Consider the following 15,677-nt stretch of genomic DNA (forward strand, 5'->3'; position numbering starts at 1 on the left):
TACCTTAAGCGGACTTTGTTTGACAAGAAGCAATTTTAATTGCCAACTTTTATATTTTAGCGAACAGCGGGAGCAATTACGGTAACTCGACGGCTGTCTACTAACATCGGCCAAAAACCTCGATCGCTCAATGCTTTTACCGCATCAGTAGCGGCGTTTTGATCCGTTGTATAAGCGACGAATAAAAAGGGACGCTGGCCGTAGGAAGCTAAGCCTACTTGCGTGCCTAATGCTTGCCTGACTTGGGCGGCTAATTCAGGCTGGTTGAAGTAATCTACTAACACTGCATAACCAGGGCCGAGGGGTTGGGGATTGAAGGCAAGATTGCCCGTTGGAGAATTGGTGATTGGTTCAGAACCTGGTGCTGGCTGAGGGTTGTAGACTGGCAAATTTTGGGGTAGTGCCGCTGCGGGCGATCGTACTACGTAAGCTTGCAATCCGACAACATCTTCGATGTATTTAACCCAATCGCTGGCGATTTGCGAGTCGCGAAAGCCACCAACTCGCGTCACCGTGTCATTGATGTACCGACAAACTGTGTTGTTAGTATTTCCAGGGAAAGAGCGTTTTGCTCTTTCTTGCTGTTCGGGTTTTGGGGTGACAATTAACAGTAGATATTCATCGGACTGGGGCGGTTGGCAGCTCGATTGAGCCTTAACAGAACTCGATAAAATTGTCAATACCAAAAGGGCGATCGAAGTAGCAGAAAATAGGGGAAGAGACAAAATAAATTTGTACAATTTACCCCTAATTGTTGTTAGTTGTTTTGTCGGATATTCTGCTCTTTTATTCATGCTGTCTGTAGGGATGCGAGGGCATCGGGAATAGTTGCTGACGGTGCTTGAAATTCACCTGTCAGTACATATTCTAATCGCAGTTTCAACCAGGTGATGAAGACTGGATCGGTAGAAATAATAGCAGCGGCTGGCTGAGGGCATTTTGCTTTAACTTCTGTCATTGTCGGTGCTTCTATAAAAGCCGGCTGTTTGACCAACCAGAAGTCTATTTGTTTTTCTTGTTCGTTGTAGTTGCGGGTTCTTTCTTTAAACACTTCATCTAGGGCTTCTTCTTCTAGCAAAAAGCGTTGGCTGGCTAAAACGTAGTAGTAGGTTTGCATTTTTCTCGGTTGTTAGGGGTTGACGGTTAGCGGTTAATGCCGCCTGTACCGGCCAGTTTTGCTGGTCAGGGGCGGGTTTGCCGAGTTGCGGTCGTTGGAGAGTTCTAGACTCTTGTGCCGTTTACTTTACCTTATTTGCTGTCATCTTGGGTAGATGCAGAGCAAGTCGCCTCAGAAAAATCTTTGGTGGTTAGTGTTGGGCGAGTTGTGAGAGTTGCGAGAGTTGCTGGTTTTTTGGGGATTTGGGCGATTATTTTTCGGGCTGGTGATTTTCGGGAAAATTTAGGTGACAATAGGAAATTAGATGGAATTGCACGTTAAATAATTACCAATTATTGAGACAATCTGGGGCTGTCAAATCTGATTGGGAGTAGTTTGGATATGAAAACACTTCGGACAGTTTTTAATGGCTAACCCTAAAAAAAGGCTTTCATGGCGATTCGGCGATCGCGCTGCCTACATGAAAATCAAGGGTTTGTGACTACTACCTAAAAACTGTCGTGACTATTGTATTAAAAATGTAAAATGTGTGGATGGATTTGCTATCACCGGAATAGCGATCGCCCCGCTGTCACTTCCCCCATCCCACCAAAAGCGATCGCCCTTCGCCCCTGCTCAAATAAGCTCAACAAATCAGCTAAATTTGTTGCCCACCGAATGCAGCCAAAGGCTAAACTAATCTAAGTTTTACCATAAAATTTTCTCCCCGTTCATGAACATCGCTTATTTAGTTAACCAATATCCCAAAGTCAGCCACAGCTTTGTCCGCAGAGAAGTGCTAGCCGTTGAAAATTGCGGCATGAAAGTCGCACGTTTTTCGATCCGATCGTGCGAGTCAGAACTCGTTGATGAGGCCGACAAACTAGAGCAAGAATTGACTAAAGTAATCTTAGGAGTTGGTGTACAGGGGTTAGCGTGGGGTTTGCTGCGCGTTGCCGCAACTAGACCAATTCGATTCATCGAAGCTGTGCGGTTAATGTTCAAAGTTGGCTGGCACTCGGAACGGGGGATTTTGCTGCATCTAGCTTATTTAGCAGAAGCTTGTATTCTTTTAAATTGGTTTGCAGAATCGGGTACAGCACACGTTCACGCTCACTTCGGGACAAATTCTACAACAGTCGCAATGCTGTGCCGCGTCCTTGGCGGCCCGACTTACAGTTTCACCGTTCACGGTCCGGAAGAATTTGATAAAGCTACACTTCTTTCCTTAGACGAAAAAATTAAACTATCGACCTTTGTAGCAGCAGTTAGTTCCTTCGGTAAAAGTCAGCTTTTTCGGTGGTGCGATCGCACTTTTTGGTCAAAAATTCACGTCATACACTGCGGCGTAGATGCTGCATTTTTAGCTGCACCCTACGTCCCCATACCCGCAGCACCCCGCTTAGCTTGCATTGGCCGGCTCAGCGAACAAAAAGGTCATTTGTTATTGCTAGAAGCTGCTAACTTGCTAGCAGTTCAAGGCTTAGAGTTTAAGTTGGTACTCGTAGGAGACGGGCCACTGCGATCGGATATTGAGAAGCAGATTCAGCAACTCGGCCTGCAAAACCATATAGAAATTACCGGCTGGGCCAGTGGCGATCGAGTTCAGCAAGAGATTTTAGCTTCACGGGCAATGGTATTGCCTAGTTTTGCTGAAGGTTTGCCCGTCGTCATTATGGAAGCCCTCGCTCTCAACCGGCCCGTAATTAGCACTTATGTTGCTGGCATCCCGGAGCTCGTAGAACCCGGTGTTTGCGGTTGGTTAGTTCCTCCCGGTTCCGCAGAAGCATTAGCCGTAGCAATGCGCGCGGTATTGGAAGCACCTGTAGAAAAACTAGAACAAATGGGGAAAACAGGAGCAGAGAGAGTTGCTCAACAACACAATGTTGATTTAGAGGCAAAAAAATTAGTGGCGCTGTTTGAGAGTCCTTGAGAATGGTGCAAAACCTATTGATTAACTGACATCTTGCATCATTATTAAGAAGTCTTTCAAGGGTGGGCATCCTGCCCACCCCACAGGAAAATTAATTGTTTGTGGAACAGGCATCTTGCCTGTTCCTTTAATTAAGCTGTAATTGTTTGTGGAACAGGCATCTTGCCTGTTCCTTTAAATAAAACAACCTACTTACAAACTTTTTAAGGAATAGGAACAGACCGCAACAACTTGTCAACAATCGTCTTAGCCCTTCTTCCCCCCGCCGGAATCAACCGGTGAGAAAGTACGTGTGGCGCCAAATACTTCACATCATCCGGGGTAGCAAAATCCCGGCCCTCCATAAATGCCAAAGCCTGGGATGCCCGGTGCAAAGCCACCGCACCCCGGGGACTCACCCCCAGAGTAATCTCCTCATCCTCTCGCGTCGATCGCACTAAATCTACAATATACTGTTTCAAAGAGGCTTCCACCTTCACACCAGCGCACAAACGACGCAATTCCTGCACTTCTTCCAAAGAAATACAAGGCTGCAAATCTTCAACAGCAAAACTATCAGAAAGCCGTTCCAACATTTGCAACTCTTCCAACGCAGCGGGATAGCCCAAAGTCAAAGACAAAGTAAACCGATCCATCTGGGCTTCCGGTAGGGGAAAAGTGCCTTGATATTCGATCGGGTTCTGAGTCGCAATCACAAAAAACGGCGTCGGAACATTTCGAGAAACTCCATCTACTGTCACCTGCTTTTCTTCCATCACTTCCAGCAAAGCTGACTGAGTTCGTGGCGTCGCCCGATTGATTTCATCGGCAAGCAAAACATTAGCAAAAACTGGCCCGGGCAAAAACTCAAACTCTCCGCTGCGCGGATTCCAAATATTAGTACCGGTGATATCCGTCGGCAACAAATCGGGAGTGCACTGAATCCGCTGAAACTTGCCATCGATCGATCGCGCCAAAGACTTCGCCAGCAGCGTTTTTCCCACACCAGGCACGTCTTCTAGCAGCGCGTGTCCGCCGGAAAGCACCGCTACCAACACCAAGCGAATAGCATCGGCTTTGCCAACAATAGTTTTGCCTAGATTTTGTTTGAGCCGCTCAATATGTTGTCTCATATCCCTGATTTCTAATTGTTAATTGCGAATTGCTAATTGCTAATTGTTGAAAAGATATCAAGATTGCCAAAATCTTGAGTCTTTGCCTTGCGGACTTCGTATTTGTACAACTAGAATTTAGTCTGACTCATCTTGCACCATTTTTAAAAGCGATCGCCTGTTCTAGATCACATAATTATTAGACTTTAGCAGTTAAGAGGCTTCTAGCAATATCGCAATCTGCCTGAATTTGAGTTTTGAGAGCATCCAGAGAAGCGAATTTTTGTTCGGGTCGCAAAAACTCTACCAAACTCGCACTCAAGGTTTGACCATACAAATCCCCAGACCAATCTAACAGGTGAACTTCCACAGTGGGTTGCAGGCCGTCTACTGTCGGGCGGCAGCCAACATTCATCACCCCATTGACAAAAAATAAAGTTGATGCTATTCCGGGGATTAGAGATTTGGCATTTTCCGGCTGATAGGAAGAACTTCCATCTTCCATCTTTTCCCCTCCCTGCTTCACCGAGACTCGCACCGCGTACACGCCAAAACGTGGCAAAAATTTTTCCGGCGGCAGTTCGATATTAGCAGTAGGAAATCCGATCGTCCTACCCAGCCGCTGTCCCCCAACCACAGTCCCGACTAAACTGTAAGGTCGCCCCAGCAACTGATTCGCTCTTGTGAGGTCGCCTGATGCCAGACCTTCGCGGATTGCAGAACTGCTGATCCGATCGCCCTCACCGCAATTGTGCAGGGGTACAAGAGCAACATCAATACCGTAACCAGAGGCGATCGACTGCAAATCCACAGCCGTCCCAGCGCGTCCCCGTCCAAACCGAAAATCCACCCCCACACTAATTCGACTCGCTTTTAGTTGTCGCACCAGAATTTCCTCGACAAACTCAGAAGCAGTCAAAGCTGCCAGTTCTCGATCGAACGGCAGCAGCACAAGTTGCTCGACGCCCATTGCTGCGAGCAATTCTACCTTTTCTGCCAGAGGCGTCAGCAGTTTTTTCGGTTGACCCGTAAAGAATTCTTGCGGGTGCGGATCGAATGTCACCACAGTGCTGTAAAGCCGATCGACCCCATCAGAATCGATCCCAGAGAGGCTGTTGCCATCTGCCTTGGGGGCTATCAAACTATCGAAATTATGGCTGCTGCCGACTCGATCGGGCGGTGCTGCTGAGTCGTTGTAGCAGGTCGCCGGAGGTTCGCTTTCCAAATTTTCATCTCTGCCAGCGTAGGAGCGCAAGTTTGGCCCCGACGCAAGAATCGTCGCAGAATTTTGCTCAGGCGATCGATTTAAAATTGGCTGCACGACTTGTCGATGCCCTAGGTGCAAACCATCAAAGTTTCCCAAGGCAACAGAAGTTGGAGTCAGAGCAGCGGTACAAGAAGAAGTTACCCACACGCTTAAAATTTTGACATACTTAGTGCGATCGCCAGTCGATGTTAGATTTTAGATTTTAGATTTTAGAATTGACTCCACAGATAAATCTGGAAGCTTGAACTTTGGTCTAAACTTTTTGGTTTTCCACGACAGAAGTAAGTGGCACGGTATCCGTCTTTAAGTGAGGTCAATCGGTTTTCGATTTTCGATTTTCGATTTTCGATTGAAGCATTGACTTGCGCGAGATAAATTCGGGGGTTCATTTATCGGATACAGGTTTTTTATTTCTGGGCCATGAGTCTGCTTTCGGAATGAATCCGGGGGCTTGTATCCTAAATGCTTTCGGTCAGACCTCGCTTAAATGTCAGATTTCACCGATCGAGATTTCAGAACCATCTGACAAGCTCACATCCATCAGACATGAACTTGAGGCGCTTGCACCGACGCTTCAGACAAATCGTTATTAGGAGGCAACAATTGTAACGACAAACCTTCCCGCGCCATCAAACTGTTCGGGAACCTTTGAGCCACTTGTTCTCCCACCCTGTCTAAAAACTCGTCATTGTGCAGCGGGTCGTGGTGAAAAATCACCAACTTTTTGACATTAGCAGCCTTTGCAACCTTCACCGCTTCCTGCCAAGTCGAATGTCCCCAGCCGACCTTGCTGCTCTTCTCGGCATAATACTCCTCATCGGTATAAGTAGCATCGTAGATCAGCACCTCAGCATCCTGAGCCAAATGCAGCACATTTTCGTCTAAACGATCGGGAAAATGTTCGGTATCAGTCACGTAAGCAGCCGCATACCCCCGCCAGTTGACGCGGTAGCCTATAGCTTCCCCAGGATGGTTCAGCAAAGCAGTTTCCACCTTAATCTCTCCGATTTCCAGCGGTTTGCCCACTTCTATATCGTTAAATTTCAGGTCTGCCCCCATAATTTGCAGGGGTACCGGAAAATTGGGGTGCAGCATCTGGTCATGGAGGCGCTGCTGGATAGTAGCCTGATTAGGAGCAATAGCCCCATAGATGTGAAAGCAGTTCCCAGGAATAAAAGCTGGGACAAAAAAGGGGAATCCTTGAATGTGATCCCAGTGAGAGTGAGTAAAAAACATATGAGCTTTTACGGGCATCTGGGACAGGAGAGTTTGTCCCAAAACCCGCAATCCAGTACCGCCATCGAAAATTAGGCGACTGTCACCCACTCGCATTTCTACACAGGGCGTGTTGCCCCCGTAACGTACTGTTTCTGCCCCGGGAGACGCTATGCTACCTCTAACGCCCCAGAAGTGAACCGTGAATTGGTTTTGCATACTAGACATGGGTTTTCTTGCAAGATTGTTCCGGCGAGTTGGCGAGTTATCGATAAGGTGTTTACATATTACTAAGGGCTTTACCATCAAACCCAAGTTCTTTGACGGTCGAGTTCCCCACTTGTTGGAAGTGCCAAGAGTCTCGCTCATCGCGAGAATGCAAAACTGTTGGGCTTGACAACTGAGCAATAAATTACAAGGTAGACTAATGAAGTCTCGATCGTAACTATTCTTTTCGTCTCTTCACTAGCCTAACCTCCGCAGACACACTTTGGGGCAGTAGTTCTGTATGAGTTTGGTCAAAAGCCGCTGTTTTTCCAGCCTCCGCACTTGGCGAACACGATAGATCGGTTGTTTGCCTTCCTGCTTTACCGGTTTGAACCCGGATGATGGGCTTCCTCAACTCCCATTAATTCAAAAATCTTAGCAGTTTAGGAATGCTCCTGCTAATTATCCAACAATACTGTCTGTGTCTGGATTCTCGGCCCGCCCGGAGGCTGCGGTTCGTCCCGCAAGCGGTCAAGCTGAACCCAGCCTCATCTGACACCGGAGTAGCAGCGAGAGTCCGGGCCTGCTGGCAAAAGGCTAAATTTTCGTCGTGCATTTCTTGGCGGACGAATTGAATCACTCAAAATTCCCATATTTTCGGAAATTAAAAAATTTCGATTTTTTGCCATCATGCCAACTCCGATCGCCATTCTGTCTCCAGAGTGAGGCAGAAATATTCGCTGTTAACCTCTCGTGATTTTCTCAAAAATCTTCAAGTGCTCTATTTTTGGTAAGGATTTCTCGGAATTCGGCGCAGTTCCGGTACTCGCCACGGGGTTGAATTTCCGGTATCATAGAAGCTTAGAGTCTTATTTGCCGAGAATCTAAATCAGTGCTAAAAAAGCCTGGATAACTTTAAGTTATTTTTCCAAAAAGTCAGTATGAATCAAGTTAAAAAAACTACAACCAAGCTGAATAGATCGCCTGTGAAAGTGTCCGATCGCACTTTAGAACTCGGTAATCTTCCGTTGAGCGACCTGTCTTTAGAAATAACTGATGGTCAAGCTTTGAGAGAATTTAGTTTGGACGATCGCCTGCCGGGAGCCCCAACAGCCACAGACCGCACTGCCGCAACAAGACGCCGGAGGGTAGATGGCAAGAGCGAGTGGGCCCGATCGCCTGTGGTTTCTACTGCGTTTCTCAAATGGCTGCTAGAGAGTTTGACTCGCTCAAAAGGTTGGCTGGGAATTGTCACCCTGGCAGCAGTTTGGGGGTGGTGGAACAGTCAGTTACTGTTTTCCACAGGCCTGGGGATAGCAGCGATGATGCTGGTTTACCGAGGGCAGTCGTGGGACTGGCAATTGCTGCGGGCAAAAGGCGAGCAATTTTGGGATGGCCCGAACCGTCGGTTCGTTTTAGCCGTCGGCACCGGCGGCATTGCTACCTTGGGCGCTTACATGAGTTTGGCGGTTTGGGCGGACTCAAGCAGCCACTGGATGGCTTTGAGCCTAATTTTGCAGAATTTGGGGACGATCGCGATTGCAGGGCTGTTACTGCGGCAAGGGTTGAGTCTGGGGGCCGCAAAAGATGAAGTGGCGCTCGATCGCATCTTGGCGGATTTGACTGATGCTGACCCCGTGAAGCGTTTAATTGCTGTGCGGCAAATGACCGATTTGGTGAATCAGGGTGGGTTTGGTGCTGTGAGCTCTGTCAAAAGTTCGTTAGCAGAGCCCTCGCAGAGGATCGCCCGTTCCCGCGCTGCGGAGTGCTTTCGCCTGATGCTGAGTCGGGAACCAGAAGCTGTAGTCCGCAATGCCCTTCTCGAAGGTTTGCAGACTTGGGACACTACTTATGGCATGGCTTTAAAATCCAAAAATCAAGTCATCGACTATTAGCTGACCATCAAAAGCGTAAAAACTAATTCGATGAATATTCGGAGCTTTTACGCGCAGGGGAGCCCTAGGGGCGATCGGAGAATTAGACCCGACCAGATTGGGCGCAGGCATTTCATCCTGAACAATTGGGTTGCCGTCAATGTCACAAGCAGATAAAACAGTTCGTCGCGAACTGGTGACAAGCCCTGACACCCAGCGAACTGGATACTTAAAAGTTACTTCTATCAGTCCGCTTTTGGGGGCCCCCATTAACACTGTTGCCCCAGAACCAGTGAAAAATGCTGGGTTTGAAGGTTGGATGGCGACGGCATTGCTAAAAGTCACCCCCCAATGTGCAAACTGGTGTTCTACTACTTCAAAGCATTTCAAGTCTTCTAAAGCTACGCGGACGATCGCAGGTACCGTTGTGGCGCGCGATCGCACATCTGAAGCCGCGCCTGAGCGTTCTGGAGTGGCGACCAAAGACTTTTTGCTGTTTAAATCCATGCTTCGATAGGCTGTGTCAAATTCTGCAAACCCGTCTGATTGAAGACTTTTCGCATCAACCATAAAACCCTCGCGATCCCTTTTTCTGAGCAGTTGCATTTTAGTAGACCTCCCTGAGATTAGTTGTTTCTTCTGTTTTGGAATTGATAACGGCGATGCCAGTGATTGCCAAACTTGCAATTAGGAATCGAAACCCCATCGCCCGCCATCCAACAAAGACTTTCGACCTCAAAAGCCACTGCTCCGCAAAATATCGTGATTAATGATTTGTGATTGGCGAGCGTCGGCCAACCTGCCGCCTGCCTGAAAGCGAGTTCTAATAGTCCTCCTTTCCGAGCGCCTGCTTTCGGGGTTGGCGAACAGACTCTATTTTGTTGAGGGGTCTCACCCATCATTTTGCTATTATCTCCGATCGGCGCTAGTTTGCAAGGGTAAGGATAACTACACAGCCGAATTGCCCAAATCGCAAAACTTACTTGCTGTCTGTAGTTTCACGCTTCACCTGTACTAAAATAGATTTAAATCATTACTCAATCTTTACAAAAACGCCACCAGCTTTGCAAGTTTTTTAAACAAAGACGGGGCGATGGAAAAGAATCTAAAATATAACAGCGATTAAGGTTAGTTTATGCTTGTACCCCTCGGCTTCGGTCAGCGATCAATAGTTACTTCTCTCGGCAGAATGGTCTACTACACTGCTGAAAAAATGCCTTGGATGGGGTTGCCGACCTCAACTTCGGAAAATAAGAATAAGCCGAACTTAGTATTTTTTCACGGTTTTGGCGGCGGGTCGAGTGCCTACGAATGGTCGAAAGTTTATCCGGCTTTTGCGGCAGAATATCGAATTTTAGCACCGGATTTAATCGGTTGGGGGCGATCGGAACATCCGGCAAGAAATTATCAGGTTCAAGATTATATCACAACTTTGATCGAATTTCTCGAAAAAACTTGCGACAGTCCGACAGAGGTGATTGCTTCTTCGCTAACAGGGGCGATCGCGATTCGAGCTGCGATCGCACGGCCGGATCTCTTCAAATCCCTAATTTTGACCATACCCAGCGGTTTGTCGGACTTCGGACAAGATTACGGCAGCAGTTTCTTCGCTAAGCTAGTCAACACGCCGATATTAGATCGCTTGCTCTACAGTACCGGAATCGCCACAGACGGCGGCATCCGTAGCTTCCTAGAACAACGCCAATTTGCCGATTCGCGTCGCGTTTACCAAGAAATTGTTGATGCTTACCTCCAATCTGCTTTGGAACCAAATGCAGAATATGCCGCCCTGTCTTTTGTGCGGGGAGATTTGTGCTTTGACTTGTCGCTGTACATCACTCAGCTAACAACGCCGACAGCGATTATTTGGGGAGAAAAATCGCAGTTTACCGGGCCCGATATCGGCCAGCGGTTGGCAAATCTCAACCCCGAAGCAATCAAAGTTTTTCAACCTCTGGAAAACGTAGGTTTGACTCCGCAGTTAGAAATTCCCGCTGTTACGATTGGCTTACTTCGGCAATACTTAAAATTGCTTTCGGAAGGGTAAAGAAGGAAGAAGGAAGAAGGAAGAAGCAAGAAGGAAGAAGCAAGAAGGAAGAAGGAATATGAATTCCCTCTTCCCCCTTCCCCATTAGCAATGACTAATGACTAATGACTAATGACTACTGACTACTGACTACTGACTACTGACTACTGACTACTAATTATTCTTTTACTCGCACGTCGATGACGCTGGCGTTGAAAATGTACTTGTTACCTTCAAGCTCTAGCGTGGTGCCAATTTTGACTTTCGTATTACCTAAAACCGGGCCATTTTCAGTAAGTTGACCTTTTCCCTCTAAGGTAAACATCATATTTTTGCTGAAAGCTTCTTCTTCTCTTGGATCGGGGAGAGCTTTCAGAGTGCCGTTGGGCTGAGGAACTGCTAGGGTTCTGGTGAGAGTTTTGACAGATTTGATGGTAATCTGACCGGAGGGTTGATTGCGGATCACCACATTGATTTTATCACCTGTTTTGAACAAATCTTGAACGTTTGTTCCTTTGAGACCGATCGCAATTGCATCAATTTCTACAGGTTTGACACTGGTGCCGACTTGGGCGACGGAACCGCCAGAAGTGCCGGGAAAGAAAAAGATTCCGATTGCAACTAGCAGTACGATCAGAGCCGCACCTACGTCTAGAATGCTGAGTTTGCCGAACAGTCGGCCTTGAGAATCCAAAATTTTCATAATCGCCTATTATACTGATAGCGACAGGAGTATGTTTACAAGCTCAGGACTTACCCAGACATCGATGAAAAACAGATGCTGCTATTGCTGAGCTACCGCTGGCAATGACATACTTTATTGATGCGTAAGTCATGAAGCTAAAAGATATTACCACAACGATCGCCCAAAATCCGCATGACTGGGGCACTTAACCCAGAAGGGAGTTGACAGCGGTTGGTTGGCCTTGGCTCGATCGCCCATAAGCTGGTGGCGCCGTTAAAAATTGACAAAAAGCTAGAATAGCAACTAAGCAGCCTCAAATTACGTCTGCCTATTTAGTGACTTTTCGAGTTTTTCCTACAATTTTATCTAACTTCTGGCACCTATCACTCATGTTAAAAAGTTTTTGGTTGACTTGCCGGCATACTTGTGGCCGGGGGATTTATCTGTTTCTGTCCCTGATTGTGGCTGCGGGTATCTGGGTGGTTTCCCCGGAACCCACTCAAGCATTTTCTTTGCCTGAACTAATTTTTCGCGGCATTCAAGTTATTCAATTGTCGAATATGTCCGATCGCCAAGAGGTGACTATTGGCCGACAAATTAATCAGCAGTTAACGAACAGCGAGTTTAAGATTGACCGAGATCGCGACACTACAGAATATATCAACCGCATCGGTCAACGACTCGCTCAAGAAAGCACTCGCCCAAATATTCCTTATACTTTTCAAGTGATTGACGACGACAATATTAATGCTTTTGCGACAATGGGCGGTTTTGTTTATGTGAATAAAGGTTTGATGACGGCGGCGGACAATGAGGCAGAATTAGCAAGTGTGATCGCCCACGAAATCGCTCACATTAATGCTCGCCACGCAATTAAACAAATGCGTCAAATGGCCATAGCTTCTGGTGTAGCTTCGGCGACAGGGCTCGATCGATCTCAGGCGGTTCAGATTGGGGTGGAATTGGCTTTGCGGCGCCCCCACAGTCGCCAAGCTGAGTATGAGGCGGATCAGTTGGGATTGCAAACTATGGGGCGAGCGGGCTACGCTCAATCTGGGATGGTTGATTTTATGAAAAAGTTGCTCAATAAGCCTTCTCCTCCGAGCATTTTGAGCACTCACCCGGCAACTGGCGATCGCATTGCTGCTATTTCGCAGGCTATAGATCCAGATCTTGCTAGCGGTGAAGGTTTAGATAATGAGGATTACAGGCTAGAGATCCGCAGACTTTTAGGTTCGTAGCAAAGGTAAATCTATCAGGCACTCTCTTCTTTTAGACCTCTTACAGAAATAGCTGGGACGGGCAAGATGCCCATCCCACAAAAAGTTTTTTCTATTGTGGGATGGGCATTTTGCCCGTCCGAAACTTTGCTTAAAAGGACTTTTGCAAGAAGTATTTTCTCTTCTCTTCCCTTCTCTTTTCTTACTTCGCGATCTTCGCGTCTTCGCGGTTCGTTAAAAAATAAATCCAGTTACTAGGGTAAGTCAGCAGCAAATTAATTTCGATTTAATAGATCGGACTTAAGCTGACATACCCTACAACTAAAACTTGATTTAACACTCCTGTGGAACAACAGAATCGATCGCAGGTTCCGGGGGTGCAATCGGCTGCGGCTTCAATTGCCGAACAACTTCGTCAAACGGCAAAATTCGGACTTGATGGTTAAATACATTTACTTGATAAACTCTGCGGTAGCTGAGATCAAATCCTGTCAGCCAGCCGCTTTTGGGATGATAAGCACCCGTGTCAATATCCAACCACCCTTCGCCCCTGACTAATTCGCCCGGTCTAACCCCATGAAAGGTAAAGGTGATCGTGTGACCGGTGATAATTAATTTATTGGGAAAATAGGGTTTCGACATGGTGTGAAATTCCCTGCGAATCCAACACAGTTGTTCGATCGACTGTTCATCGATCGACAGATGGGGGTCAACGCCCGCGTGAACCAGCCAGATGTCCCCTAAGTCCCGGTACGTAGGGAGCGATCGCAGCCACTCTAAGTGTTTGTACGGCATCATCCCTGTATCTCTGTAGCTTGCTACTGTCGCATCGCCGCCACTGTAGAGCCAAGATTGCCACGCTCGCATATCCATCGGCGTCCCCGACAAAGCCTCCAGCATCAGTTGTTCGTGGTTGCCCAACAGAGTTTGGTAGGGGCTTTGCTGCACAAAATCTAATACCTGAGCGCTTTTGGGGCCACGATCGATTAAGTCTCCTAAAAAATAGACGCGATCGTCCAAGCCGGGGGCAAGTGCCTCTAGCAGGGTCATTAAGCCGTCGTAATGCCCGTGTACGTCCCCGATAACAATGCGCCGGTGCTCCATTGTGTTTATCCGCTTCCCTGACTCAAAAGCCCCATCTCTAGCTTATAGCATCTGATTTTGCTGTTATTTGCCTGCCCTCTTTTACGGGGGAGGGGTGTCACCCATTATACTGCTTTTTATAAAGATTCTGTAAAGCTCACCAGTAGCTGTTTGCGTAGCTACTGATAGAAACACAGGCAAGCTGCTAATTCTGCTTCTGCAACTGCTGTTACTGAGGCAAAGCTTTGAGTTATTTCACTCTTTAGGGTGCATCAGCGATTAGCCGACGGATTAAGTCGAAAATAATCCTAGCTGACACACCGTAAAATACGATCGAGCCTTAACAATGGTCACTGAGTCAAAGCTTTGAGAAATGTCTGGAGTTCTGCCAAAAAACCTTTCTTTTTTAAGGGTTTGGCAGGTGTGGTGGAGTCAGGATCGGCGCTTGGGAGAGAACCGGCTAAAATCCGCTCTAAATCGTCTCCGACAGGTTTTTGGGCGGTTTCAGAAATTAGTTCGTATTCGTCGTTTGTTTCCAGCCACACTTGCCAGGATTGGGGGTAGCAGCGGAATAAAGCCGCAGTGTCTAGGGGTCTGATATAGTAGCAGGATTCAATTTTGCTGAGGAATCGATCGCGCAATTGGCGGCCCGCATAGCCTATACCTATGGTGGCAACATCTTCCAGGCGGGGGTTGAGTAGAATTACTGGGCGACCTGCCGCAGCTATATAAATTTTTTCGACTTGGGCAACTTCTACGGCTGCTGGATTGATCAAAAGGAAAAGTTGATCTTCCGGTGCTATTTTATCTTCAACAGGGGTGCGACTACTACCCAAATCAGTGACTTTAAACGGTGTTTCTCCCCAGTCGCGGCGCGCGAGGGCTGCCGCACCGGTGTCGGGAAAAAAGACTTTTACTCCGGGGTAGATTTCCTCAAATTCTGGGAGAAATTGTAAGGTGATAGACTGTGCTTGCAGGGCGATTTCTGGAAATACTAATTCGACTTGCAGTAGAGTTTTGCCGTCCGAGAGGGCAGCGGCGGTGGCAATGCGGGATTGGGCGATTGCCTCGTTGAGATCCTTGGGCAGTTCTGTCATTAATCTTATTGTTTTTACTCGACTTCTCTCTATCTAATTTTACCTGAGATATTGCACCATTCTCAATTACCTGTTCTTGAGCATGGTGCAAGATGTAAGTTTTACCGCCTCAAGCAACAAAAGCTAACACCGACACAGGCGAGCCAGAACCTCCCAAAAGGCGCAATATTCCGATAACTAAAGTGATGTCAGCCGCAGGTAACAAGTCGAGATTTGCCAGATTTTCCAGCACTATTCGCTGCTTTTCCAATACCAATCTGTTAACCGCAAAACTTTCATCTTGCCCGGTATCGACTCCGTGAGTGTCGGTTCCAACTCCCGCAATAGAGCGTTCTTCTAGCAAAAATTGAGTTGCTGCTTTGCTAAATCCGGGAAAGTGGCAAATTCCGCGATCGTCTCGGTTGAAAAATGCTCCCTGATTATCCCATTTTTCTTGCCAGCCAGTATACAATAAAACTAGATTTCCAGGTTCTATAAGTTTGTGCTGCCGTTCCCAATTTAATACATCGTCTATGGTTAAAGTGTAATCTGGATTGGCAAGACTTTGCTCTCGGATATTGATCGCAATTGCCGGCACAACGAGCGACTGCGGGGAATAATTATCAATGCTGGCGCCTCCTACATAAAAGCTGTTGGGTGCGTTGATGTGAGTGCCGCTGTGTTCTCCCATCGATAATTTTCGCAGGAAATACCCGTCTGTTTCTATTTGAGCTACTGTGGTAATTTCTGTCGCTGGATCTCCTGGCCAAATGGGAATATTTGGGTGAATTGCATGGGTTAAGTCTACAATTTTGCTGTAGGCGATAGTTTTTAAGTTATTTGACTTAAAGTTGTTTGTCATCAGGTTAAATATATCTATTATTTATTAAACACAGTTGAGTTT

General features: G+C 47.1%; 17 protein-coding genes. 6 read left to right on the forward strand and 11 right to left on the reverse strand.

What is annotated here, in order from left to right; genetic code table 11:
- Positions 1-56: 56 nt before the first annotated feature.
- Together QUA03_RS02015 and QUA03_RS02020 are read right to left on the reverse strand one after the other, a co-directional pair.
- Positions 57-794 (reverse strand): hypothetical protein, encoded by a 738-nt coding sequence (locus tag QUA03_RS02015; protein ID WP_333209237.1) that lies wholly within the window; start codon positions 792-794, stop codon positions 57-59.
- Positions 791-1,117 (reverse strand): MgPME-cyclase complex family protein, encoded by a 327-nt coding sequence (locus QUA03_RS02020; RefSeq protein ID WP_333209239.1) that lies wholly within the window; start codon positions 1,115-1,117, stop codon positions 791-793. Before QUA03_RS02020 ends, QUA03_RS02015 begins: the two co-directional genes overlap by 4 nt.
- Positions 1,118-1,231: 114 nt before the next feature.
- On the opposite strand from QUA03_RS02020, the gene QUA03_RS02025 reads away from it, so the two are divergent.
- From QUA03_RS02025 to QUA03_RS02035, 3 genes are all read left to right on the forward strand, one after another.
- Positions 1,232-1,438 (forward strand): hypothetical protein, encoded by a 207-nt coding sequence (locus QUA03_RS02025; RefSeq protein ID WP_333209242.1) that lies wholly within the window; start codon positions 1,232-1,234, stop codon positions 1,436-1,438.
- A 208-nt stretch (positions 1,439-1,646) separates the two neighbouring features.
- Positions 1,647-1,796: a hypothetical protein gene (locus QUA03_RS02030; protein ID WP_333209244.1), complete on the forward strand. Its 150-nt coding sequence runs from the start codon at positions 1,647-1,649 to the stop codon at positions 1,794-1,796.
- A gap of 33 nt (positions 1,797-1,829) precedes the next feature.
- On the forward strand, positions 1,830-3,029 hold the full coding sequence (locus QUA03_RS02035; protein WP_333209246.1) for a glycosyltransferase: 1,200 nt from the start codon (positions 1,830-1,832) through the stop codon (positions 3,027-3,029).
- A gap of 203 nt (positions 3,030-3,232) precedes the next feature.
- Here QUA03_RS02035 and QUA03_RS02040 read toward each other — a convergent pair whose 3' ends face one another.
- The 4 genes from QUA03_RS02040 to QUA03_RS02055 form a co-directional block, all read right to left on the reverse strand.
- The gene (locus QUA03_RS02040) at positions 3,233-4,141 is read right to left on the reverse strand and encodes a MoxR family ATPase (RefSeq protein WP_333209248.1); all 909 of its coding nucleotides are present in this window, start codon (positions 4,139-4,141) and stop codon (positions 3,233-3,235) included.
- A gap of 178 nt (positions 4,142-4,319) precedes the next feature.
- Positions 4,320-5,534 (reverse strand): bifunctional riboflavin kinase/FAD synthetase, encoded by a 1,215-nt coding sequence (locus tag QUA03_RS02045; protein ID WP_333209250.1) that lies wholly within the window; start codon positions 5,532-5,534, stop codon positions 4,320-4,322.
- 393 nt (positions 5,535-5,927) lie between these two features.
- Positions 5,928-6,830 carry an MBL fold metallo-hydrolase gene (locus tag QUA03_RS02050; protein ID WP_333209252.1) on the reverse strand — a complete coding sequence of 301 codons (903 nt, stop codon included), beginning with the start codon at positions 6,828-6,830 and terminating at the stop codon, positions 5,928-5,930.
- Between the two features lie 400 nt (positions 6,831-7,230).
- Entirely contained in the window at positions 7,231-7,449 is a 219-nt protein-coding gene (locus tag QUA03_RS02055; protein ID WP_333209253.1) for a hypothetical protein, read from the reverse strand.
- Positions 7,450-7,750: 301 nt separating this feature from the next.
- Here QUA03_RS02055 and QUA03_RS02060 point away from each other — a divergent pair, with 301 nt between their 5' ends.
- The gene (locus tag QUA03_RS02060; RefSeq protein WP_333209255.1) at positions 7,751-8,704 is read left to right on the forward strand and encodes a hypothetical protein; all 954 of its coding nucleotides are present in this window, start codon (positions 7,751-7,753) and stop codon (positions 8,702-8,704) included.
- Here the strand turns inward: QUA03_RS02060 and QUA03_RS02065 are convergent.
- The gene (locus QUA03_RS02065) at positions 8,672-9,289 is read right to left on the reverse strand and encodes a hypothetical protein (protein WP_333209257.1); all 618 of its coding nucleotides are present in this window, start codon (positions 9,287-9,289) and stop codon (positions 8,672-8,674) included. The genes QUA03_RS02060 and QUA03_RS02065 overlap by 33 nt on opposite strands.
- Before the next feature lie 529 nt (positions 9,290-9,818).
- Here QUA03_RS02065 and QUA03_RS02070 point away from each other — a divergent pair.
- A complete protein-coding gene (locus QUA03_RS02070; protein ID WP_333209258.1) occupies positions 9,819-10,730 on the forward strand; it encodes an alpha/beta hydrolase in 912 nt (303 codons plus the stop codon).
- 157 nt (positions 10,731-10,887) lie between these two features.
- On the opposite strand, the gene QUA03_RS02075 is transcribed toward QUA03_RS02070, so the two are convergent.
- Positions 10,888-11,412: a DUF4330 domain-containing protein gene (locus tag QUA03_RS02075; RefSeq protein WP_333209260.1), complete on the reverse strand. Its 525-nt coding sequence runs from the start codon at positions 11,410-11,412 to the stop codon at positions 10,888-10,890.
- A gap of 371 nt (positions 11,413-11,783) precedes the next feature.
- Here QUA03_RS02075 and QUA03_RS02080 point away from each other — a divergent pair, with 371 nt between their 5' ends.
- Positions 11,784-12,635, forward strand: a complete 852-nt coding sequence (locus QUA03_RS02080) for a M48 family metallopeptidase (protein ID WP_333209261.1) — start codon at positions 11,784-11,786, stop codon at positions 12,633-12,635.
- Positions 12,636-12,947: 312 nt separating this feature from the next.
- Here QUA03_RS02080 and QUA03_RS02085 read toward each other — a convergent pair whose 3' ends face one another.
- The 3 genes from QUA03_RS02085 to QUA03_RS02095 all read right to left on the reverse strand — a co-directional run bounded on the left by QUA03_RS02085 (position 12,948) and on the right by QUA03_RS02095 (position 15,635).
- A complete protein-coding gene (locus QUA03_RS02085; protein WP_333209263.1) occupies positions 12,948-13,718 on the reverse strand; it encodes a metallophosphoesterase family protein in 771 nt (256 codons plus the stop codon).
- Between the two features lie 329 nt (positions 13,719-14,047).
- Entirely contained in the window at positions 14,048-14,794 is a 747-nt protein-coding gene (locus QUA03_RS02090; RefSeq protein ID WP_333209265.1) for a DUF1995 family protein, read from the reverse strand.
- Positions 14,795-14,903: 109 nt separating this feature from the next.
- On the reverse strand, positions 14,904-15,635 hold the full coding sequence (locus tag QUA03_RS02095) for a cyclase family protein (protein WP_333209266.1): 732 nt from the start codon (positions 15,633-15,635) through the stop codon (positions 14,904-14,906).
- Positions 15,636-15,677 lie beyond the last annotated feature (42 nt).

The sequence above is a fragment of the Microcoleus sp. S36b_A4 genome, assembly GCF_036700645.1.
Classification (GTDB): Bacteria; Cyanobacteriota; Cyanobacteriia; order Cyanobacteriales; family Microcoleaceae; genus Microcoleus.